Source organism: Pseudoalteromonas sp. R3 (assembly GCF_004014715.1).
Lineage (GTDB): Bacteria > Pseudomonadota > Gammaproteobacteria > Enterobacterales > Alteromonadaceae > Pseudoalteromonas.
Genome location: NZ_CP034835.1, coordinates 3,730,809 through 3,751,456, shown reverse-complemented (window position 1 = coordinate 3,751,456; position 20,648 = coordinate 3,730,809). Strand labels below are relative to the sequence as shown.

Here is a 20,648-nt window from a genome sequence, read left to right as displayed (position 1 = left end):
ACACCTGGTGCTCTGCCTTATTCGTATTCAGTTTGACATGCTGTATATCACCATACTAAGCCCGAAGCTTAAGCAAATTAGGTCAACACAGCATATCGCTCTGAAATTAGTTTTGATATCGGTTTAACCAATCCAGGATTTTTCGTGCCTTGGTGTAGGTCAGAGTCATATGTTGTTCGTTGTAGCTTGGATAAGCCGCAACTTCATCCCAGTTGTTGGCGCTGCCAGCAAGTGCTGAGTGAGTTGAAACAAATGAGTGCTGTTGTCCCAGAGTCACATAGGAAGTGATTGGGTGTGGTTGATCTTCGATGAGATCAGAGAATACCTGGTAGAAATCAGCATACCCCCCGCCACATTATCGACACTTGGCTGAGTATAGACTTTGAAGTATTTGCTGCCACCCAGATACCATGGGCGGTGCAGTTTAAAGTGTGAGGTCATTTTTGAACTCGGTGCACCCTGCGTTCGGCTTTGCGCGCCGTTAGTGATAGCCAGAGTGGGTACTGTCTGAACGTGCCCTAAGCTTGCCAGTTTGGATAGTAATGCACTTCTGTCACTTGAGCCTGATGGCGTGTTGATAATCAGCTCTTTAAAGGTTTTGGTTTCCAGTCGGTCTTTAATCGCTCGAAGCTTTTTACGTGCAGAGCTGCACTTAGGTATTTCACCACAGGCAACAACGTCGACTTTATCAAGTAAGCGGTTTGTGTTGTCTAATATGGAGCGAGGGAAGTTTGCACCATAGTGGGGAGCATCGAATGAAATAAAGGTCGCAACCTTGTTCAGAGAGCCTGTTTTTTCGATTTCACGCAGTGCAAAACGAGTAACAACCCCACCCATAGACAGGCCAACAAAAGAGGTTGAAGAGATACCGGGTTTAGCGTTAATAATGTCCAGTAATCTTTTCACACCATCAGCATTGAACTCGATACCATTGTCCTGATTTCTGTAGCGATACAAGATCACGTCATAGCCTTGTCTTCTGAGACTACTCATCAGGCCACCCTGGTTTACGTCGTCGTAAAATGCTTGTTTGGTGTAAGCTGAGCCCTCTACATCTACATGGTAGGGCTGAACGACGACGACTGGCTTATCTAGCACATTGTCATTACCCATATAGACATCAGCGGTACCATAGAAATGCCTTGGGTACTCAGTCCATAAGCGGCAGGTGCGCTGCGGTGCGACGACAAATTCTTCAGCTGCGGGTTGAGTGTTTAGGGCCTGTGTTTCATTGCCCATGGTTTCTGGTAAGTCAACACCGCGCGGGTCCTCACCATCCCACCATTCACAAACACGATAAGTTTCAAGAGATTGCACGTACCAGGTGTTACCGTAGCTACTGCTTGTTGTAGCCAGATTTTGGGCAACGCCAGGCTTGAATGGAGTCACCAGGCGTTCAGCGGTTGTTTTGTTGTTACTGTGCTCGCTGCCAAACAGTGAAATGGTATGAGATGCGTCGATTACCAGACCATACTCATCCACCTGCTGACTTTGTGCCAGTGCCGTATGCGCCGAGAAGGCCAGTATGGCCATAGAGAGCGTTTTAATTTTCATTGTTATTTTCCTGTTGTCTTTGTGGTCCTTTTTTAGGAGCTGGTAATGTATTTATTTGTTACTAAAAGATCAACAGCGTGTTTTGTTTCATAATTCTTTACTGTTTTTGTTTTGTAAATTATTGCCTTTTGGTGAGTGTTTACTTAACAAAAGACCAAATTCGTCTGAGTGTGAGTTCAATATCGTGCTGAAATATGTTCTCAAAATAATAAGTGATGTTTTTTACCCATTGGTAAAAAAGGAGATATTTTTAAAGCCATTTGAATTGCTTTGAAACCAGATTACGACACAGTGCGCGTACGGCATTGATTGTAAAAAGGTGAATGAATTAACCATATGTAACCACCAGCAGAGGAGGAAATTAAATAGTGCAATAAACGCACTGATAAAAAATAAGAAAAATTTGCAAACATATACACAGGCTGTGTTTTTAAGGCGCCAGCCCAGTGCAACAGGCGGGGGAAAATAAACAAAAAGGAAAGTACTGACGAATAGCAGCGCGCTGGGCAGCAGGTCCGAGGGGGATTCAAATACCACGCAAAGACTGTTTATAGTTATTTTAACTTTATGATAAATAAAGAGTTGTAAGCTGGTCAATAACTGATGTGCACACTCAGCTCAACCGTTCTGGGTGCAGCAATGGCTGCCTGCTCAGGGTAGAAAATATCTGCCCACGGTACGTATTTTTCGTTCAGTAGATTACGTACGTTGAGATTGAAGCGGGTGTGCTCAAGCTGGTAGGCGGCAAACAGGGTGAGCGTCTCATAGCGTTTGAAGGTAACTGAATTTTGAAAATTGGCGTAACGATCACTGACATGGCGTATACCTCCGCCAATTTCCAGAGGTAATGACAGTACCTGATCCCAGCTAAACCAAGCGTTTGCAACAATTTCAGGCACATTAGGTGGGGTATGGCCGCTGGCATTCACACCAAAATCCGGGTCGACAAAAGACTCATAACTGGCCTTAGTGTAGGCAATATTGCCGCCGATACGAAAATGGGGTGATGGCTGACTGGTGATCGCCAGTTCCAGCCCCCGTGCAACATGGGTCCCTGAGTTACCTACCGTGTCATGAGATGTCAGTAGCAGAATGTTACGGCGAGCTATGTCATACCAGGCTGCGGTCAATTCACTGTGCCAGGCCGGCAGGATGGCTTTCATGCCCACTTCGTACTGGCGTATATCTGTAAAATCAAAGTTTTCACTGGCGTTGACCAGATAAATATTGGATCCGACCGGGTCGTGCCCAGTGCTCCAGTGCGTATACAGGCTGAGTGACTCGTTGAACTGATAGGTCATACCGAGTTGATAGGCAAGTGGGGTGAAGGTACGCTCAAAACTTTCATCGCCAAGAAAAGTCCCTGAGTTGTCATAATTGTCCCTGTCCAATCTGATGTGGTCGCGCCGCAGCCCGCCAAACAGCCGCCAGTTCGGAGTTATAGACAGTGTGTTATTAACATACACGCCCCATTGCTGGATGTCGGTAGGACTGAGGTGTTTGTCTAAAGCGCCGAACTGACCAGCCACAGGCTCAAATAACGAGACGCTGTCTCCTTCAGGAAACCCCCGCTCCCGGCTAAAGTCGGTGACTTTAAACTCAGCGCCAAAGGCTAACTGATGTTGCACCTTGCCAATCTTGTGGCGATAAACCCCTTCGAACTGGTTGCCGTAAAAGGTGTGGTCGTGGAAGACAAAAAAACGGTCTCTGTCGACTAAGCCTGTAGCGGGGTTAAAGACATAGCTTTCCGCGTTCTGCCAGGCACGGTCTGCTTTGAAGTGAAACAAGGTATTGGTCAGCGAGAGCGTGTCAGTTGGCTGCCAGTTTATACTCAGGCGAGACCATAAATGTTCAGAGTCTGAACGACTGTTCTCAACATTATAGTTGAGATAGCGGGTGCGCTGATCCAGCACTCGGCTGTCGTTGGTAGCGACTATGTCGTCCATTGGTTGCTGCGCAAACTGCACAGGAATAAAAGGCGTGCCCCAGTAGGCTGGCAGGTCATCTTCCAGATAATCAAAACTGAGCAACCAGCTCAGCTCAGGGGAAGATTGCCAGAGCAGGGAAGTGGTTGCATTTAAAGAGTGGGAATGCGTTTGTTCCACCCAGCCGTCGGACTGCGCTTTATTAATGTCGACCCGCGCCGCGCTTTGTGCGGAAACGGGAAAGTTAATGCCTATGCCCCATTCTCGGGTATCGAAGCGAGACTGAGAGATAAAGGCTTCCGTGCTGGTGGGGGTGTCCAGTTGTGGTTTTCTGGTTACCATATTGATGACGCCAGACGCCGTTCCCTGACCATATTGCAATGTTGCGGGTCCTTTGATGACATCTATCTGTTGCAAATTAAAGGTGTTGTGTGGCCGCATCGTCATAGAAGCAGGGCCCAGTTTAATACCGTCTCTTAACACCGATACGGAGTCGCGAATAAAGCCTCGCATAGCAAAGCTGGAAGGTTCTGCGGGTGACTCGCCTGATATGACCCCCACCAGATTCTCGACGGCTCCGGTCACTGAGGTCAGGCCGCGTGCACGCATGGTTTTACGCTCAATCACATCTATGCTGAAGGGCAAATGCAGTGCACTCAGGTTGAATGGGTTCGCACTAACAGGAGTGGTTTCCAGATTCAGATCACGCACAGCGGAGCCTGTCAGGTTCACGTTAAGAAGCTCATCCAGGCTCATTTCAAACAGATCGGTGTTTTCAGCAGCCTGTATGCTGGCAGCAAATGGCCATGCACAGAGTAGCAAAAGGGGTTGACTGGCACCACGCAGCTTCATTTTTATCATTCAGAATCATGTTATTAATCTTGTGTTTACTTAGTGTAGTTCAGTATGGCCGACTCGTCCGTAAAGCAGGTTAAGTTGAAGGAAATGAGATTGACTATTGCTAACGGTGTGGTTGAATTTTGACCACACATTCGGATGCTGTTGTCTGAGTGTGTACTCTGTTGGTGCTGGAGTAAGGCACTGACCAACTCAAAAAACACATGTAAGGACAAGCTATGCAACTCAAACTAAAAAAATCACCAGTTAAAAACCTCAGTCACAAAACGCTGGATACGCACAACACTCAGGCTATCGCCGGTGGTAATGGTCCCAGTGCCAGCAACCCCATTGTCTGCCACAGTTACCCGGTGTGCTGGACAAAAACCTACTGCTGGACCGCATAACTGTGCGATACGCCTATGCCTGAGTCATCGACTCGGGCATCGCTTGACTAAGATGTTGCGTATGTAAGGTTAGCCTTAGCGCCAGCCCCGGTGTCATCCTGTGGGCTGTTATCTGGCCTCGCTGAGCACTGACCAGTTGTGCGACCAGCGCAAGTCCAATCCCGGTTCCCTGAGTCGTGCGGGTTAATTCACTGCCGCCCCGATAGAATAACTCAAATAGCTTATCGCATTGTTGTTGCGACACACCGGGACCGTAATCGCGGATCTCCAGTTCTAGTTGGTCGCGATTGTGGTCGTTGCGTTTAAAGGTAATGTCGAGCTGTCTGCGTGCCGGATCGGTGATGCCCTCGGCGGCGAAGAACTTGACGGCGTTTTCGGTAATGTTAATCACCACCTGCGCAAACGCATCCTGATCAACGAATACTGTGGTCTCGTCAGTTAAAGTGGGCCCAATGGCCATATTCAGGGTAAAGGCGTGTTTATTTAACAAGGTTGATGTCTTTGAACGAATAATATCGGCCAGCATGGTGACTGGTACGTATTCAGGATTAACCAGGCTCAGCCCGTTCTGATCTTGGTGATTGAGCCCTATGATGCAGAGCCGGCTACGCGCAATAATGCGGTTAAATATAGTGATCACGCGTTGGGTGAGTTTTTTGCGAAAGCACAGCAGTCCAGCTACTGGGATAACACGATATTTCTGGTGATTGCCGACCATGATGCCAGGGTGGAATCAAGTATGCCGGTGCCGGTTAAGCACTTTCACATTCCCGCATTGATCTTGGGCAAAGACATTACGCCCAAAGTGGACGAGCGCATTGCCAGCAGTTTGGATATGCCCGTGACTCTATTGTCTCTGGCAGGTGTCGATGTTACCTCGCCGATGCTCGGGAACGATCTGAGCAAACCGCTGGCGGGGCAGTTTCTGCGCGCGATGATGCAATTTGGCAATAATTTTGGCTATCTGGATGAACAAGGTTTGGTGGTTTTGCAGCCCGAGCAGGCACCGCATATGTTTGCCTATCAGGGGGTCAATCAACCTTTGCGGCCGATCCCTTCTGTGACCGAGCAAGTGGCACTAGCACAGGCGCATGCGTTGCTGGGGAATTATTTATATGGTCAGCAATTGTACCGGGACCTGGTGGAACCTGCGATTACAAAAGAGTCGATACAACAGTGGCAGTAGAACCGGGTCGGTTCAGAGTGATTCAGCGCGCGTACTTGTGTCGTTCTGGTTGTGTTGAGCGACGGGTGGACACCGTAACAGGGTTGCGGCACAGTAGGGGTTTTATGGTAACTGTAAATACTTATGCTTGCTCATTTTATTACGCGTGTTCACCATGTCGCGATTATTTGCTCAGATTATGCGACATCGAAAGCCTTTTATACTGATATTGTCGGCTGTCGAGTCGTCGCTGAACATTATCAGCCAGGACGTGAGAGTTATAAGCTGGACTTGTCACTGCCCGACGGCACTCAGATAGAATTGTTTCACTTTGCCTCGGCACCTGCGCGGCCCAGTTACCCCGAAGCTCTGGGGTTGCGTCATCTTGCGTTGTCTGTCACTGACATAGAGGCGGCACGCAATGCACTGCTTGCCCAAGGGTTGAGCTGTGAATCTATCCGAGTTGATCCCTATACCCAGCAACGTTTTTGCTTTTTTGCTGATCCGGATGGTTTACCTCTGGAGTTGTATGAAATGCCAGACCAGTGAAATGCGACTGGGTAAGGAGGCGCTGAGTATCAGGTTGTTCCTTTTTTAAAACCGTATGATACCATCGGGATCTCGTCATATCAGGAAGTAATAATATGAAAAAACAAGGTGTATTCTTAGGTCTGTGCTTGCTGGCACTGAGCGGTTGTAAGGTATCTCAGCCGGCGCCGTATGAGAAAGGCAAGGCCCCTGAGGAGCGTCAGGAGTACAATGGAGTTGAGGGCCTGGCTCAGGCACAACGGGATCAGGTTTACCTGATGGATAAAGAGCTCAGAGATAAATGCAATAATGCGAAGGTTGACCTGGCGGTAGCTAAAGGCGATAAAAACGACAAAGAAATTGCCCGACAAACAAACATTATTAAACAAACCTGCCGACAGTAATAAATAAAAGGGCCGCACGGTGATGTGGCCCTTATTGTGAGTAAATTACGGTTTTTTAATCAAACCAGGTTACTGGAATGAAGTTAATCAAACCAGGTTACTGGAAACTCACACTCACTTCGTTCGAACAGATATCACTTGATTGACAGATCTTATAGGTGAAGCCGGTAACCGCTGGGTCACGACCGAAATCACGGAACTGGCCTGAGTTATTGACCGTGCGCAGTAGTGCGCCGTCGCGGTAAATATCGACTTGTTCAGCACTGCTTCCAGACCATGACAATGATACGCGATAGAAACCAAGGCGTGACTTGTTCGTACGTACCACTTCCAGTGCGATATCATCAGAGCTGACAGTCACTTCTTGCGTGGTGCTGTTGCTGTTGCCTTCACTGTCAGTCACAGTGAGGGTAGCAGAGTAAGTACCTGACGCGTTGTAGATATGTGTCGGGCTCGCTTCGCTGCTGCTGTTGCCATCGCCGAAGTCCCATTGCCAGCTGACGATGTCGTTGTTAGCATCGGTACTGCTGTCAGTAAAGGCTACGCTCAGACCTTCTTTCTCGAAGCTGAAACCCGCAACCGGAGGCTGTGCAGAGACTTCACCAAGGCCAGTTAGTGTCAGGGTCCAGTTGTTCAGAGTTCCTGTATCCACACCCGCGTTATCGGACACGTTCAGAGTCCAGTCACCACGCGCTGCTTCGCCATTGAAGGCCGCAGAATTGAAGGTATCAACCAGGTTATCTGCGCTGCCACCTGCACGGTTGTGCAGCGTCACAGAGGTACCCGCCGGAGACGTCAGGGTGACCAGTAGATCGCCAATATAAGTGTGAGTGATGTTTACCAGCGTGTTGCTGTCGAAAATGGTGATGTCATCAGCAACGGTGATCACTGAGCTGATCCCTGCACCATCATTGTCCGGAATATCCACCGCTGTTGTATTATCATAGCTGAAGTCGCTCAGACCTTGAGGCAGCACAGACAGGCTAACGGTTTTACTTTCTGCCAGGTCACCAGACGTAGCGTTAACAGTGAAGCTGTAGTCACCCCACTGAGTATCTGCTGTGGTGGGAACCGTCAGAGTCACTGTGTTACCCGGAGTAACGGTGCTTTGTGATAGAACAGCACCAGGCAATGCGCTGTCGAGCGTCAATGCGATGTCACCCTGCCAGTCGGCAACTGAGGTGAAGTTGAACTCATAGCTGGCCGTTTCACCTGCCGTGATTTCCTGGGTGCCAGGTGTGACACCGACTCTGAAGCCAGGAGCAGGATCGGCATCCAGAAGTGCCTGGTGTGCATTCAGACGCGTGCCAGCAACGGTTTTGCCATCCAGTGCAGCATTTGCATCACCGCTTTGCATCAACAGGTTTTTCAGCGACAAAGTATCCAGTGTCGGGTCAATCGACAATACCAGCGCCGCGGCACCAGCCACATGCGGAGTTGCCATCGAAGTACCAGAGAAGCTGCTGTAGCCACCGCCCGGCACCGTTGACAGAATCGCGCTACCCGGTGCACCCATGTCCACTGATGTCAGTCCCCATTGCGAGAAAGAAGACATAGTGTCATTGTCTGTGGTTGAGGCGATAGAAAATACGCTGTCATGCTCATAGCTTGAAGGGTAATGTGGGTTGCTGTCGTTGTCGACCGCGCCGTTACCGGCTGCCGCAACAAACAGAATATCTGCATTTTCACTGGCTGTGATTGCATCAGACAGCGCCTGGCTGAAACCGCCGCCACCCCAACTGTTATTCAGAACGCGAACGTTATGGCCAGCCTGTTTCAGAGATACCATGTAATCAATACACTCGATGGCATCTGCGGTTGAACCACTGCCTGAAGAGTCTAAGAACTTACAGCCTACAATCGATACTTCATGGTTTACGCCCACTACACCGGTGGCATCGTTACCCGTTGCGCCTATGGTGCCTGATACGTGCGTACCATGGCCCTGATCATCCATAGGATCACCTGACCCTGTGATGGTATTGACACCGTAAACATCATCAACAAAACCGTTGTTATCATTGTCGATGCCATCGCCTGCGATCTCACCCGGGTTTTGCCACATGTTTGCCACCAGGTCCGGGTGCGTGTAGTCCACACCGGTGTCGATAACCCCAACAATCACATCTCGTGAGCCGATGCTGATATCCCAGGCTTCAGGTGCATCGATGTCGGCATCGTCCACACCGCCAGTTTGTCCTGTGTTATGCAAACCCCATAGTTCGCCAAAGCGCGCATCGTCAGGAATACCCAGTGCTTTTACCTGATAGTCTGGCTCGACATATTCTACTGCTGGGTGTTTAGCCAGTTTGGCAATGGCCTCTTTGCTGCTGATCCCATCCAGTTTGAAGTTGGCAAGACGGCCTGACAGAACATGCTTATAACGATCATCTATTTCGTCGGCATTGTTATCTGAGATACGCGCCTTAACCAGACTCCGAGCCTGAGCACGCAACGCACTGGATGCCTCTTTTTTGAATACCACGATGACGCTGTTGTCATTGGTTTTTTCTGTAGCTGTGATCTGTACAGCAGCTTGAGCTGCACCGCTGAAAAGTGGCAGTAATGCCAGTGTTAAGGCAGAAAATTTTAATTTCATCATTTGTCCTAGATAGTAAGTTGGTTTGTTAACCATGACGCCATGGTGTGCTCGACTAAGTGGGCATGATGTGTGATCCGCCAAGCCCTCAGGCCGACGGTCGATAACTCGGTTTGGCAACTCAGCTCACGCTAAAACAGCCTGAATTGCGGATGCAATTTTAAAATGTAAAAAAGTCGTTAAAATACTGCTTTTTTAGCATTTGGATGGTTTTTATAGGGAATTATTCATGCTTTTTTGTGAGTTTTACGGTCCTGAACTGATTATTCTTTGACTCATACTATTTTGTGAGATTGTCCCGTACTAATATCGGTAAATTGAGTGTTTTTATTTTAACTGTATGAATTATATAAAGTTAATAGAATCCAAATTATTTCTAATTTCCCTCACTAACACAGCACTCTAGAGTGACTACATGAGTTCGAAAAAACGTGCAAACACAGCTCAGCCAGATGCTGAGTACCGGACTCAGGCTTTGATGACTAAGCGAGTATGAACGCGGCCCCGCTCCGCGACGGTATCCGGTGACGGACGGCGGTCGTGGCGAGCGAAGCTGAAGATAACCCGGGTTAAACATTGTATTGCGTCTGTCTTGCGTACGTTAGGAGCCGGCAACCTCCGTTATGACGATACGTCTTATACCAGCAGGCAAGCAATGCGAGTTGAAGGAAATTGCAAAATAACGATTAATAACTCTAAGGAGAACCAGGTGAAATTTTCAAAATCACTGACCTGCTGTGCAATTGCATTGGCATTATCTGGTGTCAGCGCAGCACAGGCTGCCGACACAGAAGCAAAAGCAGCTTCAACGTCTGAGTTGGCACAGCTGATCCAGATTGATAATACGGGAAATACGCTGACGGTGACCCAGCGTTCTAATAATGGTGCAGGCAATGTCCTCACCAGCTCGCAAGAAGGCGAGTCGAATGTCAGCGAAGTGTCGATTGCGGGTGATGGGAATACCACCACAGTTGCACAAGCCGGTACTGGCAATCTGACCAAAGTCACTGCGGCAGGCGATGGTAATACGCAAGAATACAGCCAGGACGGTGAACAAAACGGTGCACTCACTGAGCTCAATGGTAACGACAACAATCTGAATATCACTCAGCGTGGCGTTGGTTACCTGGGGATTAACAACGAAGTGACCAATAATATCACAGGTGACGGTAACCGTATTCATGTTGAACAAAGCAGTGGCGGCCATTGGTTCTATAATACCGATATGCAGGGTAACAATAACCAGGTGACGGCAGTCCAGCAAGGAACCTGGGGTGAAGTGAATATTGACCGTGTACAGGGCGACCAGAACAGCATCGAGGTTGACCAAAATGGGACCTACAACGAGCTAAACCTGGCGAGCCTGCAGGGTAATGATAATGATCTGAGCTTGTCTCAGGAAGGTAACTACAACAAGTTCACCATTGATACGTTAGCCGGCAATGACAACGAGTTGCAGGTAGAGCAAAGTGCAGGCAATGGTAACCGAGTTGAAATGGCCGAACTGCAAGGTGAGAGTAACCGGGTTGATTTGGAGCAAGAAGGTAATGACAACCGTATGACTTCGACCCTGTTTGGTGGTGATAGCAACTATGTCACAGTGGCACAGTTGGGTGATAACAACCAGACAACGTTCGATGTAGTTGGTAATGACAACGACTTTGATGCACAGCAGCGTGGTAACGATAACCAGGCATATCTGGGCGCGGCAGGCAATGACAATGAATACAGTACCTTGCAACTAGGTGACAACAACCAGCTACACATTGCGAAATTTAACAGCAATGGTAGTGAAGTAGGTGTTATCCAAAATGGTGATAACAACGAGGTTGTGCTGCAGTCATCGCATCCGGATAACACTCTGACCAGCAACAATAATATGCTGAATGTTGCGCAAACCGGTGACAGCAATGGCGTGTCAGTTACGCTGGCATCTGTGACTGAAAGCGGGTTGAATCAGCTTGATCTGGTACAAAACGGTGAACTTAATGCTATCGACTTGATGCTTGAGGGCAATGGTAACGACATTGCGATTGAGCAAACTGGCGGGGCTAACTTTGTTGCCGGTGTTGGCACGGGTGCATTTGTTGTCAATGGCAGCGATAACAACATCCAGATTAATCAGGACGGCTTTGGTAACCTGGTTGAGGGTGGCGTTAACGGCAGTGGCCAGACCATCAATATCACTCAGGTCGGTGACTATAATGTCGCGACTGTAACTCAGCAGTAACCATCATGGCCACAAAGCCGAATGGTTTTGTGGCCAAGTTTAACACCATGAAGATTTACCTATTTATTTTGGGTGTATGGCTTTTGAGCTTTACACCGTATAGCCAGGGGGCCGACGAAGAGGTCGAACTGGGTGGGCTGGTCATTGATCAGAGCATTAGCCGTTTTGGCTACCAGTTTTATTTTGACTTTTCACAGCTGTGGCGCGATGTACCAGCGACAGCAGGTGTGAATATCACCATTAAAGAAACCGTGCTACCGCGCGCTGGCACTCGGTTACAGGTATTTATGAATAGTCAGCTGGTGTATGCCACAGCCATGGGGCGTCGTGGAGGACCACTTAAGTCGCGCGTTGAGGCGGCCTTGTTTGCCATTATGGACGCCATGGCCAGTGCACAGCATCAGCAACACTCTCCAGATTTAGCAACAAGCGGGTGGTAACAATGAAAACAACAATAATATGCTGCTTTGGGGCGTTATGCAGTCTGTCACTGTATGCCACTGAATTGGTCTACAAGCCGATTAATCCGTCATTTGGCGGTAATCCTCTCAATGCCAACATGCTGTTAAACAAAGCACAGGCACAAAATAAGCATCGTGCGCCTGTGATAGAAAAGTCCTACGGCGATCGCTTTCAGGAATCGCTGGAGCGGACCTACCTGAATCGCATGGTGCGGGAAATCACATCCACCGCATTTGGCGATGAGGTCGAGGACAGTATTTTTGATAAAGATTCGACCTTTATGAGTGGTGATTACGAAATTCAGGTGATCACCAGTACGCCTGATTCTATTACGGTGCAGATCACAAATACCCTTACGGGAGACATTACGACGCTGGAAGTACCGAGGTTTGGTTAATGAAGTATCTGAGTATTACCTGTGTGATATTACTGCTGAGCGCCTGTAGCGCTCTGCCCGTACTGCCGCCGCCTATGACTAAGGCCGAGCCGCTGGCAGCCACTGAAGTGTTTAGTGAATTGAAGGCATTGCCTGCGCCGCGTGGGCCTATCCCTGTGTCTGTTTATTCGTTTCGCGACCAAACAGGGCAATATAAGCCCCAGGAAAATGTCAGCTCATTTTCAACGGCGGTGACTCAGGGGGCCAACTCGATCCTGATGCAGGCGCTGCACGAAACTGACTGGTTTATTCCCATTGAGCGTGAGGGACTGCAAAACCTGCTGACTGAGCGTAAGATCACCCGAGCCGCGATGCAGGATAAAGATAATGCCAACAGCTTGCCGCCGTTAACCCACGCTAAGCTGATCTTTGAAGGCGGGATTATTAGCTACGACGCCAACATTAAAACAGGTGGAATGGGGATGGAATACTTCGGTATTGGTGCCTCCGAATTGTATCGCGAAGACACCATCAGTATTTATCTTCGCGCGGTCGATGTTCGCACCGGGCAAGTCTTATTGTCGGTAGCCACCAGTAAGAAAGTATTGTCTAAAGAAATGCGTGCGGGGTTTTTCCGCTACGTGAGTTATAAACGGCTCGCAGAAGCCGAGGCCGGATACAGCGAAAATGAGCCTATGCACATATGTGTTACTCAGGCGATAGAAAAAGCCCTGACGTTACTGGTTCATCAGGGCCTCGAAAAAGGGGTCTGGGCGGCAAAATCTTCCTCTGAGCAGGCTGGTTAATTGGCCAGTCCGCCAAAAGGAATATGTTGCTGGGCCCAGTTAGCCAACTCAATTCGGTTACGAGAGTTGGTCTTTTTAAATGCACTGTAAATGTGGGTTTTGACGGTATGGCTGCTGATATTCAGAGAATCGGCAATATCGTCGTTTTTGGCGCCATCGGCCAGTAGTCGAATCACGGATTTTTCGCGCTTGGTGAGCGAGGCCAGTGTGATATCACGCTGCTCATCCGACAGCGCCGGCAGAGTCTGCGGCAGGCGCTGCATCAGAGCACTGAATGCCAGAGAAATCGCGCCTCTGCCGAACCATAGTTCACCACCGAGCACGCGCTGGATGCCTTTGAACTGACTTTCTGGAGAGGCCCCCTGATAGAGCACGCCTTTGACATTCGCGAGCAAGGCGGTTTGTTCGTTCAGGGTATCCGGGCAGGCATTGAATAGCAAGACGCTGTGATGTTGTGCCAACGCCCTGAGCTGTGCGCTGAGTAAATCGCGACATTCACGATGACTGACATCGACCAGAAACAGCTGGTACTGTGATCGTTGCTCAGTGACGGGCAGGCGGGTATCGACCTTGATATTGTTACCGCAAGCCTCAAGCATTTTGACAAACATGAGGAAATCCTGACTCAGCGTGTTGGTCTTTTGGTCTGTCAGGACGAACAGAGCACCACGCGTTTGGTTGTCTGAATACATCATTTTCTCGACTGTCCTTTTGTTGTTCCATTAACTTAAATATACATATTTTTTACAGGATGTTTAGTACTTATTTTCAATTTTTGGAACTGACCGCAGTTGTATCTCGTATTGGAACATTCCATCTGATCGCAGGCAAGGATGGTGACTTGATCAGGTAATGCGTAACAACTGGCGTGGCTGCATTACGCAGCGCTTGCAGGTATGGGGGAGGGCAGGTGGCCAGCTTACTGGCGTGACCACCTCAATTGCTTAAATATTTATCGGTAAAGTGCCCGCCATGCGCAGGTGCGATAGCCATTGCGTTCAAAGTAAAAGCGACTGCAGTTGTCATCGTAATTGTAGTTGCCGACATCCACCCGGTAGCCGCTGATATAAGTGTTGTGAAGAGACACGAAGCGACCGTTATAAAGCAATGAAAAATGCAGATGTGGCCCACTGGATTGGCCACCCTGACACAAGGCTGTATTGTAGTCATTGGCATAGCGACCCAGCCAGGCACCTGCATCAATAACGTCACCTGTCTGATATTGTAAGGCGTCCATATGATAGTACTGAGTGGCGTAACCGCTGGGATGCGTAACGCGGATATTACAGCGTGAGTAGCGGGTCACAGTCCCGCCATGGGCTGCCTGAACCCAGGGCGTATTCGAGCCCCAACCGCCTGAGTTGTTGTTGAAATCAAGCGATGAGTATGGATAACCAGAGCCAGTATTTGAATGTGCACCGCCACTGTACCAGGCATAACCAGAGGGCCAGGGGAAGTTAAGATAAAAATTATTGCTCACTGTCGCAGACTCTGTACTGGGGGTCTGTACGCGTACTTGTGGATTAAGCAGAGCATCGCCGAACAACTGCTGGAAGTGCCTGGCTACTTTGGCAACGTCACTTTGATCACCCAGTAATGCGTTGAGCGCAAACGTTGCCGGGCTGATTGAGCGCTCTGTACTGAGTGTCTGATGTAACGCTTCTGATTGTTGACCCTGTTGCTGCTCAAAAGCGTAATAGCGCTGCGACAAGGCTGTGGTAATTGCCTCCAGTTGCGCTGAAAACCCAGATTGCGGGACTAATGAGCCAAATGGCTGTGCTAACGATTTTGCAGAGGGCGCGGTAAGCAGCTGACTTTGTTGCTCCATTAGTGCCAACAACAGCTTAGGGTTAATACTGGCGTGACCTGCCCAGTGTAGCAGGGTTTCAAGCTGAGGTAACAGGTGAGGGGCATGACTTGCCAGTATAGCTTCCCAGTCTGTTTGCTGTAACTGGTTACTGAACAAAAAATGTTGTGGGTCTATGTTGAGTAACGGAGAAAGTGCATGCTGTGCCAGCGCCTCATCAGGTAGCTGGTAAGCCGCGGCATCATGGTGCTGGCCCTGTGCATGTAGTTGTGCGCTGCTAAGCCCTAGTGCCAGTACAGCGTAGTGTAGTGTTTTCATGTTGTATCCTCATTAGGTTGAGTTCACGAACAGGTATATCCTCTTGTTGAATAAATGTACAATTTGAGCTTTTACTCTGTTATTGGCTTTTGTTTCTTAATGTTTACATTTTTGTTTCATTTAATTCTGCAATTAGGCAGGCTGGCAACAGGTAGATAAGTAAAAGCAGGCGTTGAACCGGGTTTAGACTGGACGAGTGTCAGGCGCTCCAGAAGGGCGAGTGAGTCATATGATTGTAGGCAGGCCTGATGAGAAACTGGTTTTCAGTCCCTGAGGTTATACTGAGTTGTTAGTGGGTTGCGCCAGCAGAAAGGGTAGTGACTGAGTTTTAGCCTGATACATAGCTTTATCTGCGCAACTCAATAATTCTGTTGGCCCATCACCATGATCCGGAAACAGCACGGCACCGATGCTGAGCTCCAGTGTGACTTCGTGCATATTGCCTTGCTGATCTTGCAGGCAGTAATTGTCGGCCAGCAGGTTATGCTTGTAGCGGGTAAACAGTTCCAGTTGAGCTGGATTATCTATATTGGGGGCAATCACCACAAATTCATCACCGCCATAGCGCGCCACAAAGTCTGAGCTGCGCTTGTACATTTTGAGCTTGGAGGCAAGCAGCCTGAGCAGCTGGTCGCCCGCCTGATGGCCTAACTCATCGTTAATGGTTTTAAAGTTATCAAGGTCGATAAACAACATGGCGAACTGCTTGCCATAACGTCGGGCATCCTGCACCTGGGTGTGTAAGTGCTTATCCAGTGCTCCGCGGTTGTTGAGCATGGTAAGTCTGTCCAGACTGATCAGGTTTTCGAGGTTACGCTGCATGTCAAAGCGCTCTTTAGAAAACACTATGGTGCGTCTGAGCAAGTGAGCGCTGAGTTCGTGCTTGGGTATATAATCCTGTGCCCCAAGTTGAATGGCTTTCTCGCCAAACATTTCATCTGACATGCCCGTCAGTACTATGATGGGGATATGTGCGGCAAAGTCTTTTACACGCAGCAAGGTTTCCAGTCCCCGGCTTTGTGGCAGGTTAAGGTCCATCAAAATGGCTTCGGGATTAAGCTGGGCGACTGCATCACGCAGCGATTCTATGGTTTCAAAGGCATTGACGGCATACTGGTGTTTTCCATTGTGCTGGCTCAGTAGTTCTTTCACCAGATAGATGTCATCCTGATTGTCTTCAAGCAAATAAATTAGCCGCGCGTTCATACCTTATCCTTCGCGTTTTTGGTTGTATTGAAACCAATATTTAATGAGTGTCTGGACCAGCTCAGTCAGCTCTGTCAGGCGGTTCGGTTTGGTTAAATAGGATTTGGCACCCAGGTGATAGGCTTTTGCGATATCTTTGGGGCTGTCCGACGTGGTGTAGCAGATCACCAACAAGGAGTTTACCAAACCCAGCTGTTGCAGCTCTTCCAGTGCTTCCAGCCCGCCCTTGTGTGGCATGTTTAAGTCCAGCAGGTAAACGGGCGTTTGGTTATCGTTTTGCTGCACATGAGAGATAAACTCAATGCCGTTGTTTAACACGGTGACTTTGGGCTCCCGGGGAAGTTTTGCGCAGGCTTGCTGAAAGAAATAAATGTCATCCGGGTCGTCTTCAACCAATACAATTTCCATCATCGCTCCCCTTGTTTAAGCGTGATCACAAAGTGTGCTCCGGTTTGTTCGCCGTCGGTGCAGGTAATTTGCCCACCATGCAGGTCAACTATCTTCTTACATAAGGATAGACCAATCCCGCTGCCTTTGTGGCTGTCGCCATGTAAACGCCTGAAGGGTTCAAAAATCTGTTGCCTGAACTGCTCTGGTACGCCAATGCCGTTGTCTTGATAGTGCAACATTAGCGTCGTGCCCTCTCGCTGGGTAGTGATCCGCACGCAGGGGGCCTTGTCGTCAGCGCAGAACTTAATACTGTTGGCAATCAGGTTTTGCCAGATTTGAATAAACAAAGAAGCATCCACTTCCAGCTCGCAATCCGGGTGTCCACAGGTTACTTGTGCCTGGCTTTCCTCTATTTTAAAGCTCAGCTGATCGCAGGCTTCTGTGATCAGGCTATTGAGAGAGACCCGGGTTAGTTTTAGTTGGTGCGCATTTAGCCTGGATAGCTTGAGTAAGTCTTGGATCATGGTACGCATGCGCTGTGTGGCATCCAGTAGCCTGTCCATTTCAAAACAGGCTTTGTCGTCCTCTTTCAGGGCCGGTGCCAGCCGCTGTGACAAGCTGTCGGAAAAGGCCGAGATTTTACGCAGTGGCTCTTGTAAGTCATGAGAGGCAATAAAAGCAAAGTGCTCAAGGCTGGCATTCGATTCCTGTAATTCACGTAGCAGGTTGGTTTGTTCTGTGATGTCGACAAATGTCCCCAACATCAGCTCTGGTTTACCCTGTTCATCGCGGGTGACTATCGTATCCAGCGAATAACACCAGACCCAGTGTCCTTGCTTGTGCTTAAAACGGTACTTTAATGGGATCAAATCACCGCTCTGACTCTCAATGACTTCTTTCATATGGGCATCCAGCAAAGGGCGTTCTTGTGGATGAAACAGCGCCATGATGTTGCAGTTTTCCAGCTCCTGGAGTGTATACCCGAGCAGATGTGTGTATCTGCGGTTTATTTTTACATTGGTCTGTTGTGTCAAATCAAAAAGGTACAAGCCACAGACGGCAGAATCTATGATACGTTGCAAAAATTGCTGGCTGTCCCGTAACTCAGCCTCTGCGTATTTACGTGCCGTGATGTCAATGGCGGTACCAACCAGTTGTTTAACGTTACCCTGACTATCGAGTAATGGGTATAACGTTGTTTGATACCATAACTCCTGCTCATGGGTTGGTAACATCTCGATATATTCCAGTGGCTTTTTGAGCTCACAGCAGGTCTGGTAATTATCCTGAATGTGATTGAGAATTTGGTCGTCAAACATTTTTCCGCGTAGCTCAGATAAGCGTTTGAACTGAATGTCTTCAAGCTTAATAGAGGCACGCTGGCAGGCAGTTGGATTAAATTCCAGAAATGTAAAGTCGCCGTCTTCTTCTACCTGTAACAGCCAGATGGCCTGACTGGCACCATTATAGATTGCGTTTAAAATGTTGGTTTTTTCACTGACTTTACGCTCCAGTATTTTGCTGGAGTCGATATTACGCAGTGCGCCAGACATCAGCTGTGGTTTGCCCTGCTCATCAAACTGGCTATTTCCCACTGCCATAAACCAACTGTACTCACCGCGCTCGTTACGGCCCTGGTATTCTACCTGATACTGTTCTCTGCTTTGAAAGTGTTGCTCAATAGCCAATTCTACACGCTGGCGGTGATCCGGATGAATATGCTCAAACCAGTCGTCATAGGTTGGGTGTTCAATGCTGGCTTTACCTATCATCGCCATCAGACGAGGTGAGTAACTGACCTCGCCGGTCACCACATTCCACTCCCAAATACCATCGGCAGTAGCATTGATGGCCCGGCGCATTTTTTTGTCTGACTCTTTGAGCGCTCGCTCGGTGTTTTTAAGGGAGCTCAGGTTATTAAACAGGGCCAGCACCATGCTTTGCCCTTCGAACTGGGCCTTAACCAGTTTCATTTCCATCGGAATGGTGGACTTAGCCTGTGTCGTAACATGGCATAAGGTCGACAGTTCCGCCGATTCTGCACTGCTCAGTTTATGAGCCAGTGTGTCTATGGTGGTAAAGGGATCGCTGAATTCAATCAAATCATTGAGAGACTGGCCGTCTAGTTGGCCACTATTTGCACCCAGGGTATTCAAAAAGTGCGGGTTACACTGAGTAATTTTAAAGCTGTCATCGAGTACCACGATACTGGCAGGCAGGGTATTGAGAATAAAGTGGGTTAACTCGTGCTCGGCCAGTTTTGAATCCAGTTGATGTTTTTCCTGTGTGACCTTGTCTAGTTTGCGCGATACCCCCTGAAATTGATTCGGGGTGGGAATGGCGATGGCGCTGGGGATCAGGCGGAACATGTACACAGCTGTGGTGATAGACACCAATGCGGTGGCCATTTTGGCCAGAGCATGCATACCATAGGCACCTTGCCAGACAGTATAAATCCCAATCAAATGAGTCAGTCCACACAGCAGAATAAAGCTTGAAAACAACACAAACAGCCAGTGCCCACCGACATCGGGCCGTTTTTTGGCGAATATCATAATGGCAATGGGGATCGAGAAGTAAGCGGTGGCAATCAGTAAATCTGAGATAACATTGCCCCACAACAGATGGGGTTGCCATAAATAACAGTGCCCGTGTGGCATATAGGCATCATGAAAAAATGACTCTAAACTATTGGCTTCCATGGGTCGGTCGTCCTTACTCGCAGTGTTCGGTTGGCTCCGTGGGAAAGCTGGGGGTGGGCAAAGTTGCAATGACAGGCTTGGCAAATAGGTAGCCCTGCATTAAATAAACGCCTAAATCACATATGCACTGATAATCAGCGAATGTTTCAACGCCTTCAACCACCAGGTCGATATTTAGTCGGCGCGCCATCAGGCAAACGCCGTCTACAATAGCTTGTTTGACCGGGTCCCGTGCAATGCCGCTTACCAGTGAAATATCGAGTTTGATGATGTCGGGTTGAAAACGGTGCAGCACTTCAATGCCAGCATAGCCTGCGCCAAAATCGTCCAGCGCAACCTTAAAGCCGTTTTTGTTATACGTATTGGCGATGTCGATGAGTTTGTCCGGGTCGGTGAGATGCTCCTGCTCAGAGACTTCAAAGATAATGCGCTCCTTTGCGAGATTGAATTTATCCGCGGCTTCGAGCGTTTTGCGCAAGCAGGTTTGGGGGTCGTAAATCGCATTGGGTAAAAAGTTGATAGAAAGCTTGGCTGTGTCGCTGAGACCGGCCATCATCTCTATGGCAGTCGTGCGGCACAGCTGATCGAAATAATATTTGCTGTCTTCTGTGACCTGAGCGAGTACTTGTCCTGCCGACTGTCCCTGTGTGCCTCTGACTAAGGCTTCATAGGCATAGACTTGCCGGGTGCGCAGATCCACTATCGGTTGCATGGCCATGGTAATGTCCATCTTATAATCGGTGTGGCAACGGCAAGTTTTGCAGCCAGGCATAGAAACTCCCTGTTTAAAAGTTAGACGCCTTAACAAGTCTGGCACAGCCTATAGGTTTTGCAATCCAACTGTGCGCAGGTTTATCAGGGAATGATACGTCGGGGAGCTGAGTTTAGGTTTACTCCGCAGTGCTGATATCCGGATAATAATAAAAAGAAAA

General features: G+C 48.8%; 18 protein-coding genes. 8 read left to right on the top strand and 10 right to left on the bottom strand.

Going from position 1 to position 20,648, the window contains the following annotated elements:
* Positions 1–273: 273 nt before the first annotated feature.
* Entirely contained in the window at positions 274–1,554 is a 1,281-nt protein-coding gene (locus tag ELR70_RS21535; RefSeq protein WP_128064709.1) for a hypothetical protein, read from the bottom strand.
* 593 nt (positions 1,555–2,147) lie between these two features.
* Entirely contained in the window at positions 2,148–4,340 is a 2,193-nt protein-coding gene (locus ELR70_RS21530) for a TonB-dependent receptor (protein WP_082353231.1), read from the bottom strand.
* A 215-nt stretch (positions 4,341–4,555) separates the two neighbouring features.
* On the opposite strand from ELR70_RS21530, the gene ELR70_RS24970 reads away from it, so the two are divergent.
* Positions 4,556–4,723, top strand: a complete 168-nt coding sequence (locus ELR70_RS24970; RefSeq protein WP_160317388.1) for a hypothetical protein — start codon at positions 4,556–4,558, stop codon at positions 4,721–4,723.
* A gap of 13 nt (positions 4,724–4,736) precedes the next feature.
* On the opposite strand, the gene ELR70_RS25580 is transcribed toward ELR70_RS24970, so the two are convergent.
* Entirely contained in the window at positions 4,737–5,363 is a 627-nt protein-coding gene (locus ELR70_RS25580; protein WP_128064708.1) for an ATP-binding protein, read from the bottom strand.
* Between the two features lie 3 nt (positions 5,364–5,366).
* Between ELR70_RS25580 and ELR70_RS21520 the strand changes: the two genes are divergently transcribed.
* The 3 genes from ELR70_RS21520 (at position 5,367) to ELR70_RS21510 (ending at position 6,820) form a co-directional block, all read left to right on the top strand.
* Positions 5,367–5,909 carry a sulfatase-like hydrolase/transferase gene (locus ELR70_RS21520; RefSeq protein WP_235577112.1) on the top strand — a complete coding sequence of 181 codons (543 nt, stop codon included), beginning with the start codon at positions 5,367–5,369 and terminating at the stop codon, positions 5,907–5,909.
* Between the two features lie 123 nt (positions 5,910–6,032).
* Positions 6,033–6,437: a VOC family protein gene (locus ELR70_RS21515; protein ID WP_054016014.1), complete on the top strand. Its 405-nt coding sequence runs from the start codon at positions 6,033–6,035 to the stop codon at positions 6,435–6,437.
* A 95-nt stretch (positions 6,438–6,532) separates the two neighbouring features.
* The gene (locus ELR70_RS21510) at positions 6,533–6,820 is read left to right on the top strand and encodes a hypothetical protein (protein ID WP_054016013.1); all 288 of its coding nucleotides are present in this window, start codon (positions 6,533–6,535) and stop codon (positions 6,818–6,820) included.
* A gap of 97 nt (positions 6,821–6,917) precedes the next feature.
* Here the strand turns inward: ELR70_RS21510 and ELR70_RS21505 are convergent, their stop codons facing one another.
* Entirely contained in the window at positions 6,918–9,419 is a 2,502-nt protein-coding gene (locus tag ELR70_RS21505; RefSeq protein ID WP_054016012.1) for a S8 family serine peptidase, read from the bottom strand.
* A gap of 709 nt (positions 9,420–10,128) precedes the next feature.
* On the opposite strand from ELR70_RS21505, the gene ELR70_RS21500 reads away from it, so the two are divergent.
* Genes ELR70_RS21500 through ELR70_RS21485 form a run of 4 tightly spaced genes read left to right on the top strand, consistent with a single transcriptional unit; the run spans position 10,129 to position 13,293 of the window.
* Positions 10,129–11,649, top strand: coding sequence for a curlin (locus ELR70_RS21500; RefSeq protein WP_054016011.1), 1,521 nt, complete (start codon positions 10,129–10,131; stop codon positions 11,647–11,649).
* A 5-nt stretch (positions 11,650–11,654) separates the two neighbouring features.
* Positions 11,655–12,089, top strand: coding sequence for a CsgE family curli-type amyloid fiber assembly protein (locus ELR70_RS21495; RefSeq protein WP_082353229.1), 435 nt, complete (start codon positions 11,655–11,657; stop codon positions 12,087–12,089).
* Between the two features lie 2 nt (positions 12,090–12,091).
* Entirely contained in the window at positions 12,092–12,508 is a 417-nt protein-coding gene (locus ELR70_RS21490; protein ID WP_054016010.1) for a curli assembly protein CsgF, read from the top strand.
* The gene (locus tag ELR70_RS21485) at positions 12,508–13,293 is read left to right on the top strand and encodes a CsgG/HfaB family protein (protein ID WP_054016009.1); all 786 of its coding nucleotides are present in this window, start codon (positions 12,508–12,510) and stop codon (positions 13,291–13,293) included. The genes ELR70_RS21490 and ELR70_RS21485 overlap by 1 nt, the downstream gene beginning before the upstream one ends.
* Here ELR70_RS21485 and ELR70_RS21480 read toward each other — a convergent pair.
* The 6 genes from ELR70_RS21480 to ELR70_RS21455 form a co-directional block, all read right to left on the bottom strand.
* Entirely contained in the window at positions 13,290–13,988 is a 699-nt protein-coding gene (locus ELR70_RS21480) for a response regulator transcription factor (RefSeq protein WP_054016008.1), read from the bottom strand. The two genes, ELR70_RS21485 and ELR70_RS21480, sit on opposite strands and share 4 nt — an antisense overlap.
* A 257-nt stretch (positions 13,989–14,245) precedes the next feature.
* Positions 14,246–15,418: a M23 family metallopeptidase gene (locus ELR70_RS21475; protein ID WP_054016007.1), complete on the bottom strand. Its 1,173-nt coding sequence runs from the start codon at positions 15,416–15,418 to the stop codon at positions 14,246–14,248.
* Between the two features lie 276 nt (positions 15,419–15,694).
* Positions 15,695–16,624 carry a GGDEF domain-containing response regulator gene (locus ELR70_RS21470; protein WP_054016006.1) on the bottom strand — a complete coding sequence of 310 codons (930 nt, stop codon included), beginning with the start codon at positions 16,622–16,624 and terminating at the stop codon, positions 15,695–15,697.
* A gap of 3 nt (positions 16,625–16,627) precedes the next feature.
* Complete coding sequence (locus ELR70_RS21465; RefSeq protein ID WP_082353228.1) at positions 16,628–17,035, bottom strand: response regulator; 408 nt, start codon at positions 17,033–17,035, stop codon at positions 16,628–16,630.
* A complete protein-coding gene (locus tag ELR70_RS21460; protein WP_054016004.1) occupies positions 17,032–19,716 on the bottom strand; it encodes a PAS domain S-box protein in 2,685 nt (894 codons plus the stop codon). Before ELR70_RS21460 ends, ELR70_RS21465 begins: the two co-directional genes overlap by 4 nt.
* Before the next feature lie 13 nt (positions 19,717–19,729).
* Positions 19,730–20,488 carry an EAL domain-containing protein gene (locus ELR70_RS21455; protein ID WP_054016003.1) on the bottom strand — a complete coding sequence of 253 codons (759 nt, stop codon included), beginning with the start codon at positions 20,486–20,488 and terminating at the stop codon, positions 19,730–19,732.
* Positions 20,489–20,648 lie beyond the last annotated feature (160 nt).

Excerpts from the sequence above, each read along its gene's own strand:
- ELR70_RS21535 (WP_128064709.1), bottom strand. The coding sequence starts at position 1,554 with ATGAAAATTAAAACGCTCTCTATGGCCATACTGGCCTTCTCGGCGCAT.
- ELR70_RS21530 (WP_082353231.1), bottom strand. The coding sequence starts at position 4,340 with ATGATAAAAATGAAGCTGCGTGGTGCCAGTCAACCCCTTTTGCTACTC.
- ELR70_RS24970 (WP_160317388.1), top strand. The coding sequence starts at position 4,556 with ATGCAACTCAAACTAAAAAAATCACCAGTTAAAAACCTCAGTCACAAA.
- ELR70_RS21515 (WP_054016014.1), top strand. The coding sequence starts at position 6,033 with ATGCTTGCTCATTTTATTACGCGTGTTCACCATGTCGCGATTATTTGC.
- ELR70_RS21510 (WP_054016013.1), top strand. The coding sequence starts at position 6,533 with ATGAAAAAACAAGGTGTATTCTTAGGTCTGTGCTTGCTGGCACTGAGC.
- ELR70_RS21505 (WP_054016012.1), bottom strand. The coding sequence starts at position 9,419 with ATGAAATTAAAATTTTCTGCCTTAACACTGGCATTACTGCCACTTTTC.
- ELR70_RS21495 (WP_082353229.1), top strand. The coding sequence starts at position 11,655 with ATGGCCACAAAGCCGAATGGTTTTGTGGCCAAGTTTAACACCATGAAG.
- ELR70_RS21490 (WP_054016010.1), top strand. The coding sequence starts at position 12,092 with ATGAAAACAACAATAATATGCTGCTTTGGGGCGTTATGCAGTCTGTCA.
- ELR70_RS21485 (WP_054016009.1), top strand. The coding sequence starts at position 12,508 with ATGAAGTATCTGAGTATTACCTGTGTGATATTACTGCTGAGCGCCTGT.
- ELR70_RS21480 (WP_054016008.1), bottom strand. The coding sequence starts at position 13,988 with ATGATGTATTCAGACAACCAAACGCGTGGTGCTCTGTTCGTCCTGACA.
- ELR70_RS21475 (WP_054016007.1), bottom strand. The coding sequence starts at position 15,418 with ATGAAAACACTACACTACGCTGTACTGGCACTAGGGCTTAGCAGCGCA.
- ELR70_RS21470 (WP_054016006.1), bottom strand. The coding sequence starts at position 16,624 with ATGAACGCGCGGCTAATTTATTTGCTTGAAGACAATCAGGATGACATC.
- ELR70_RS21465 (WP_082353228.1), bottom strand. The coding sequence starts at position 17,035 with ATGATGGAAATTGTATTGGTTGAAGACGACCCGGATGACATTTATTTC.
- ELR70_RS21460 (WP_054016004.1), bottom strand. The coding sequence starts at position 19,716 with ATGGAAGCCAATAGTTTAGAGTCATTTTTTCATGATGCCTATATGCCA.
- ELR70_RS21455 (WP_054016003.1), bottom strand. The coding sequence starts at position 20,488 with ATGCCTGGCTGCAAAACTTGCCGTTGCCACACCGATTATAAGATGGAC.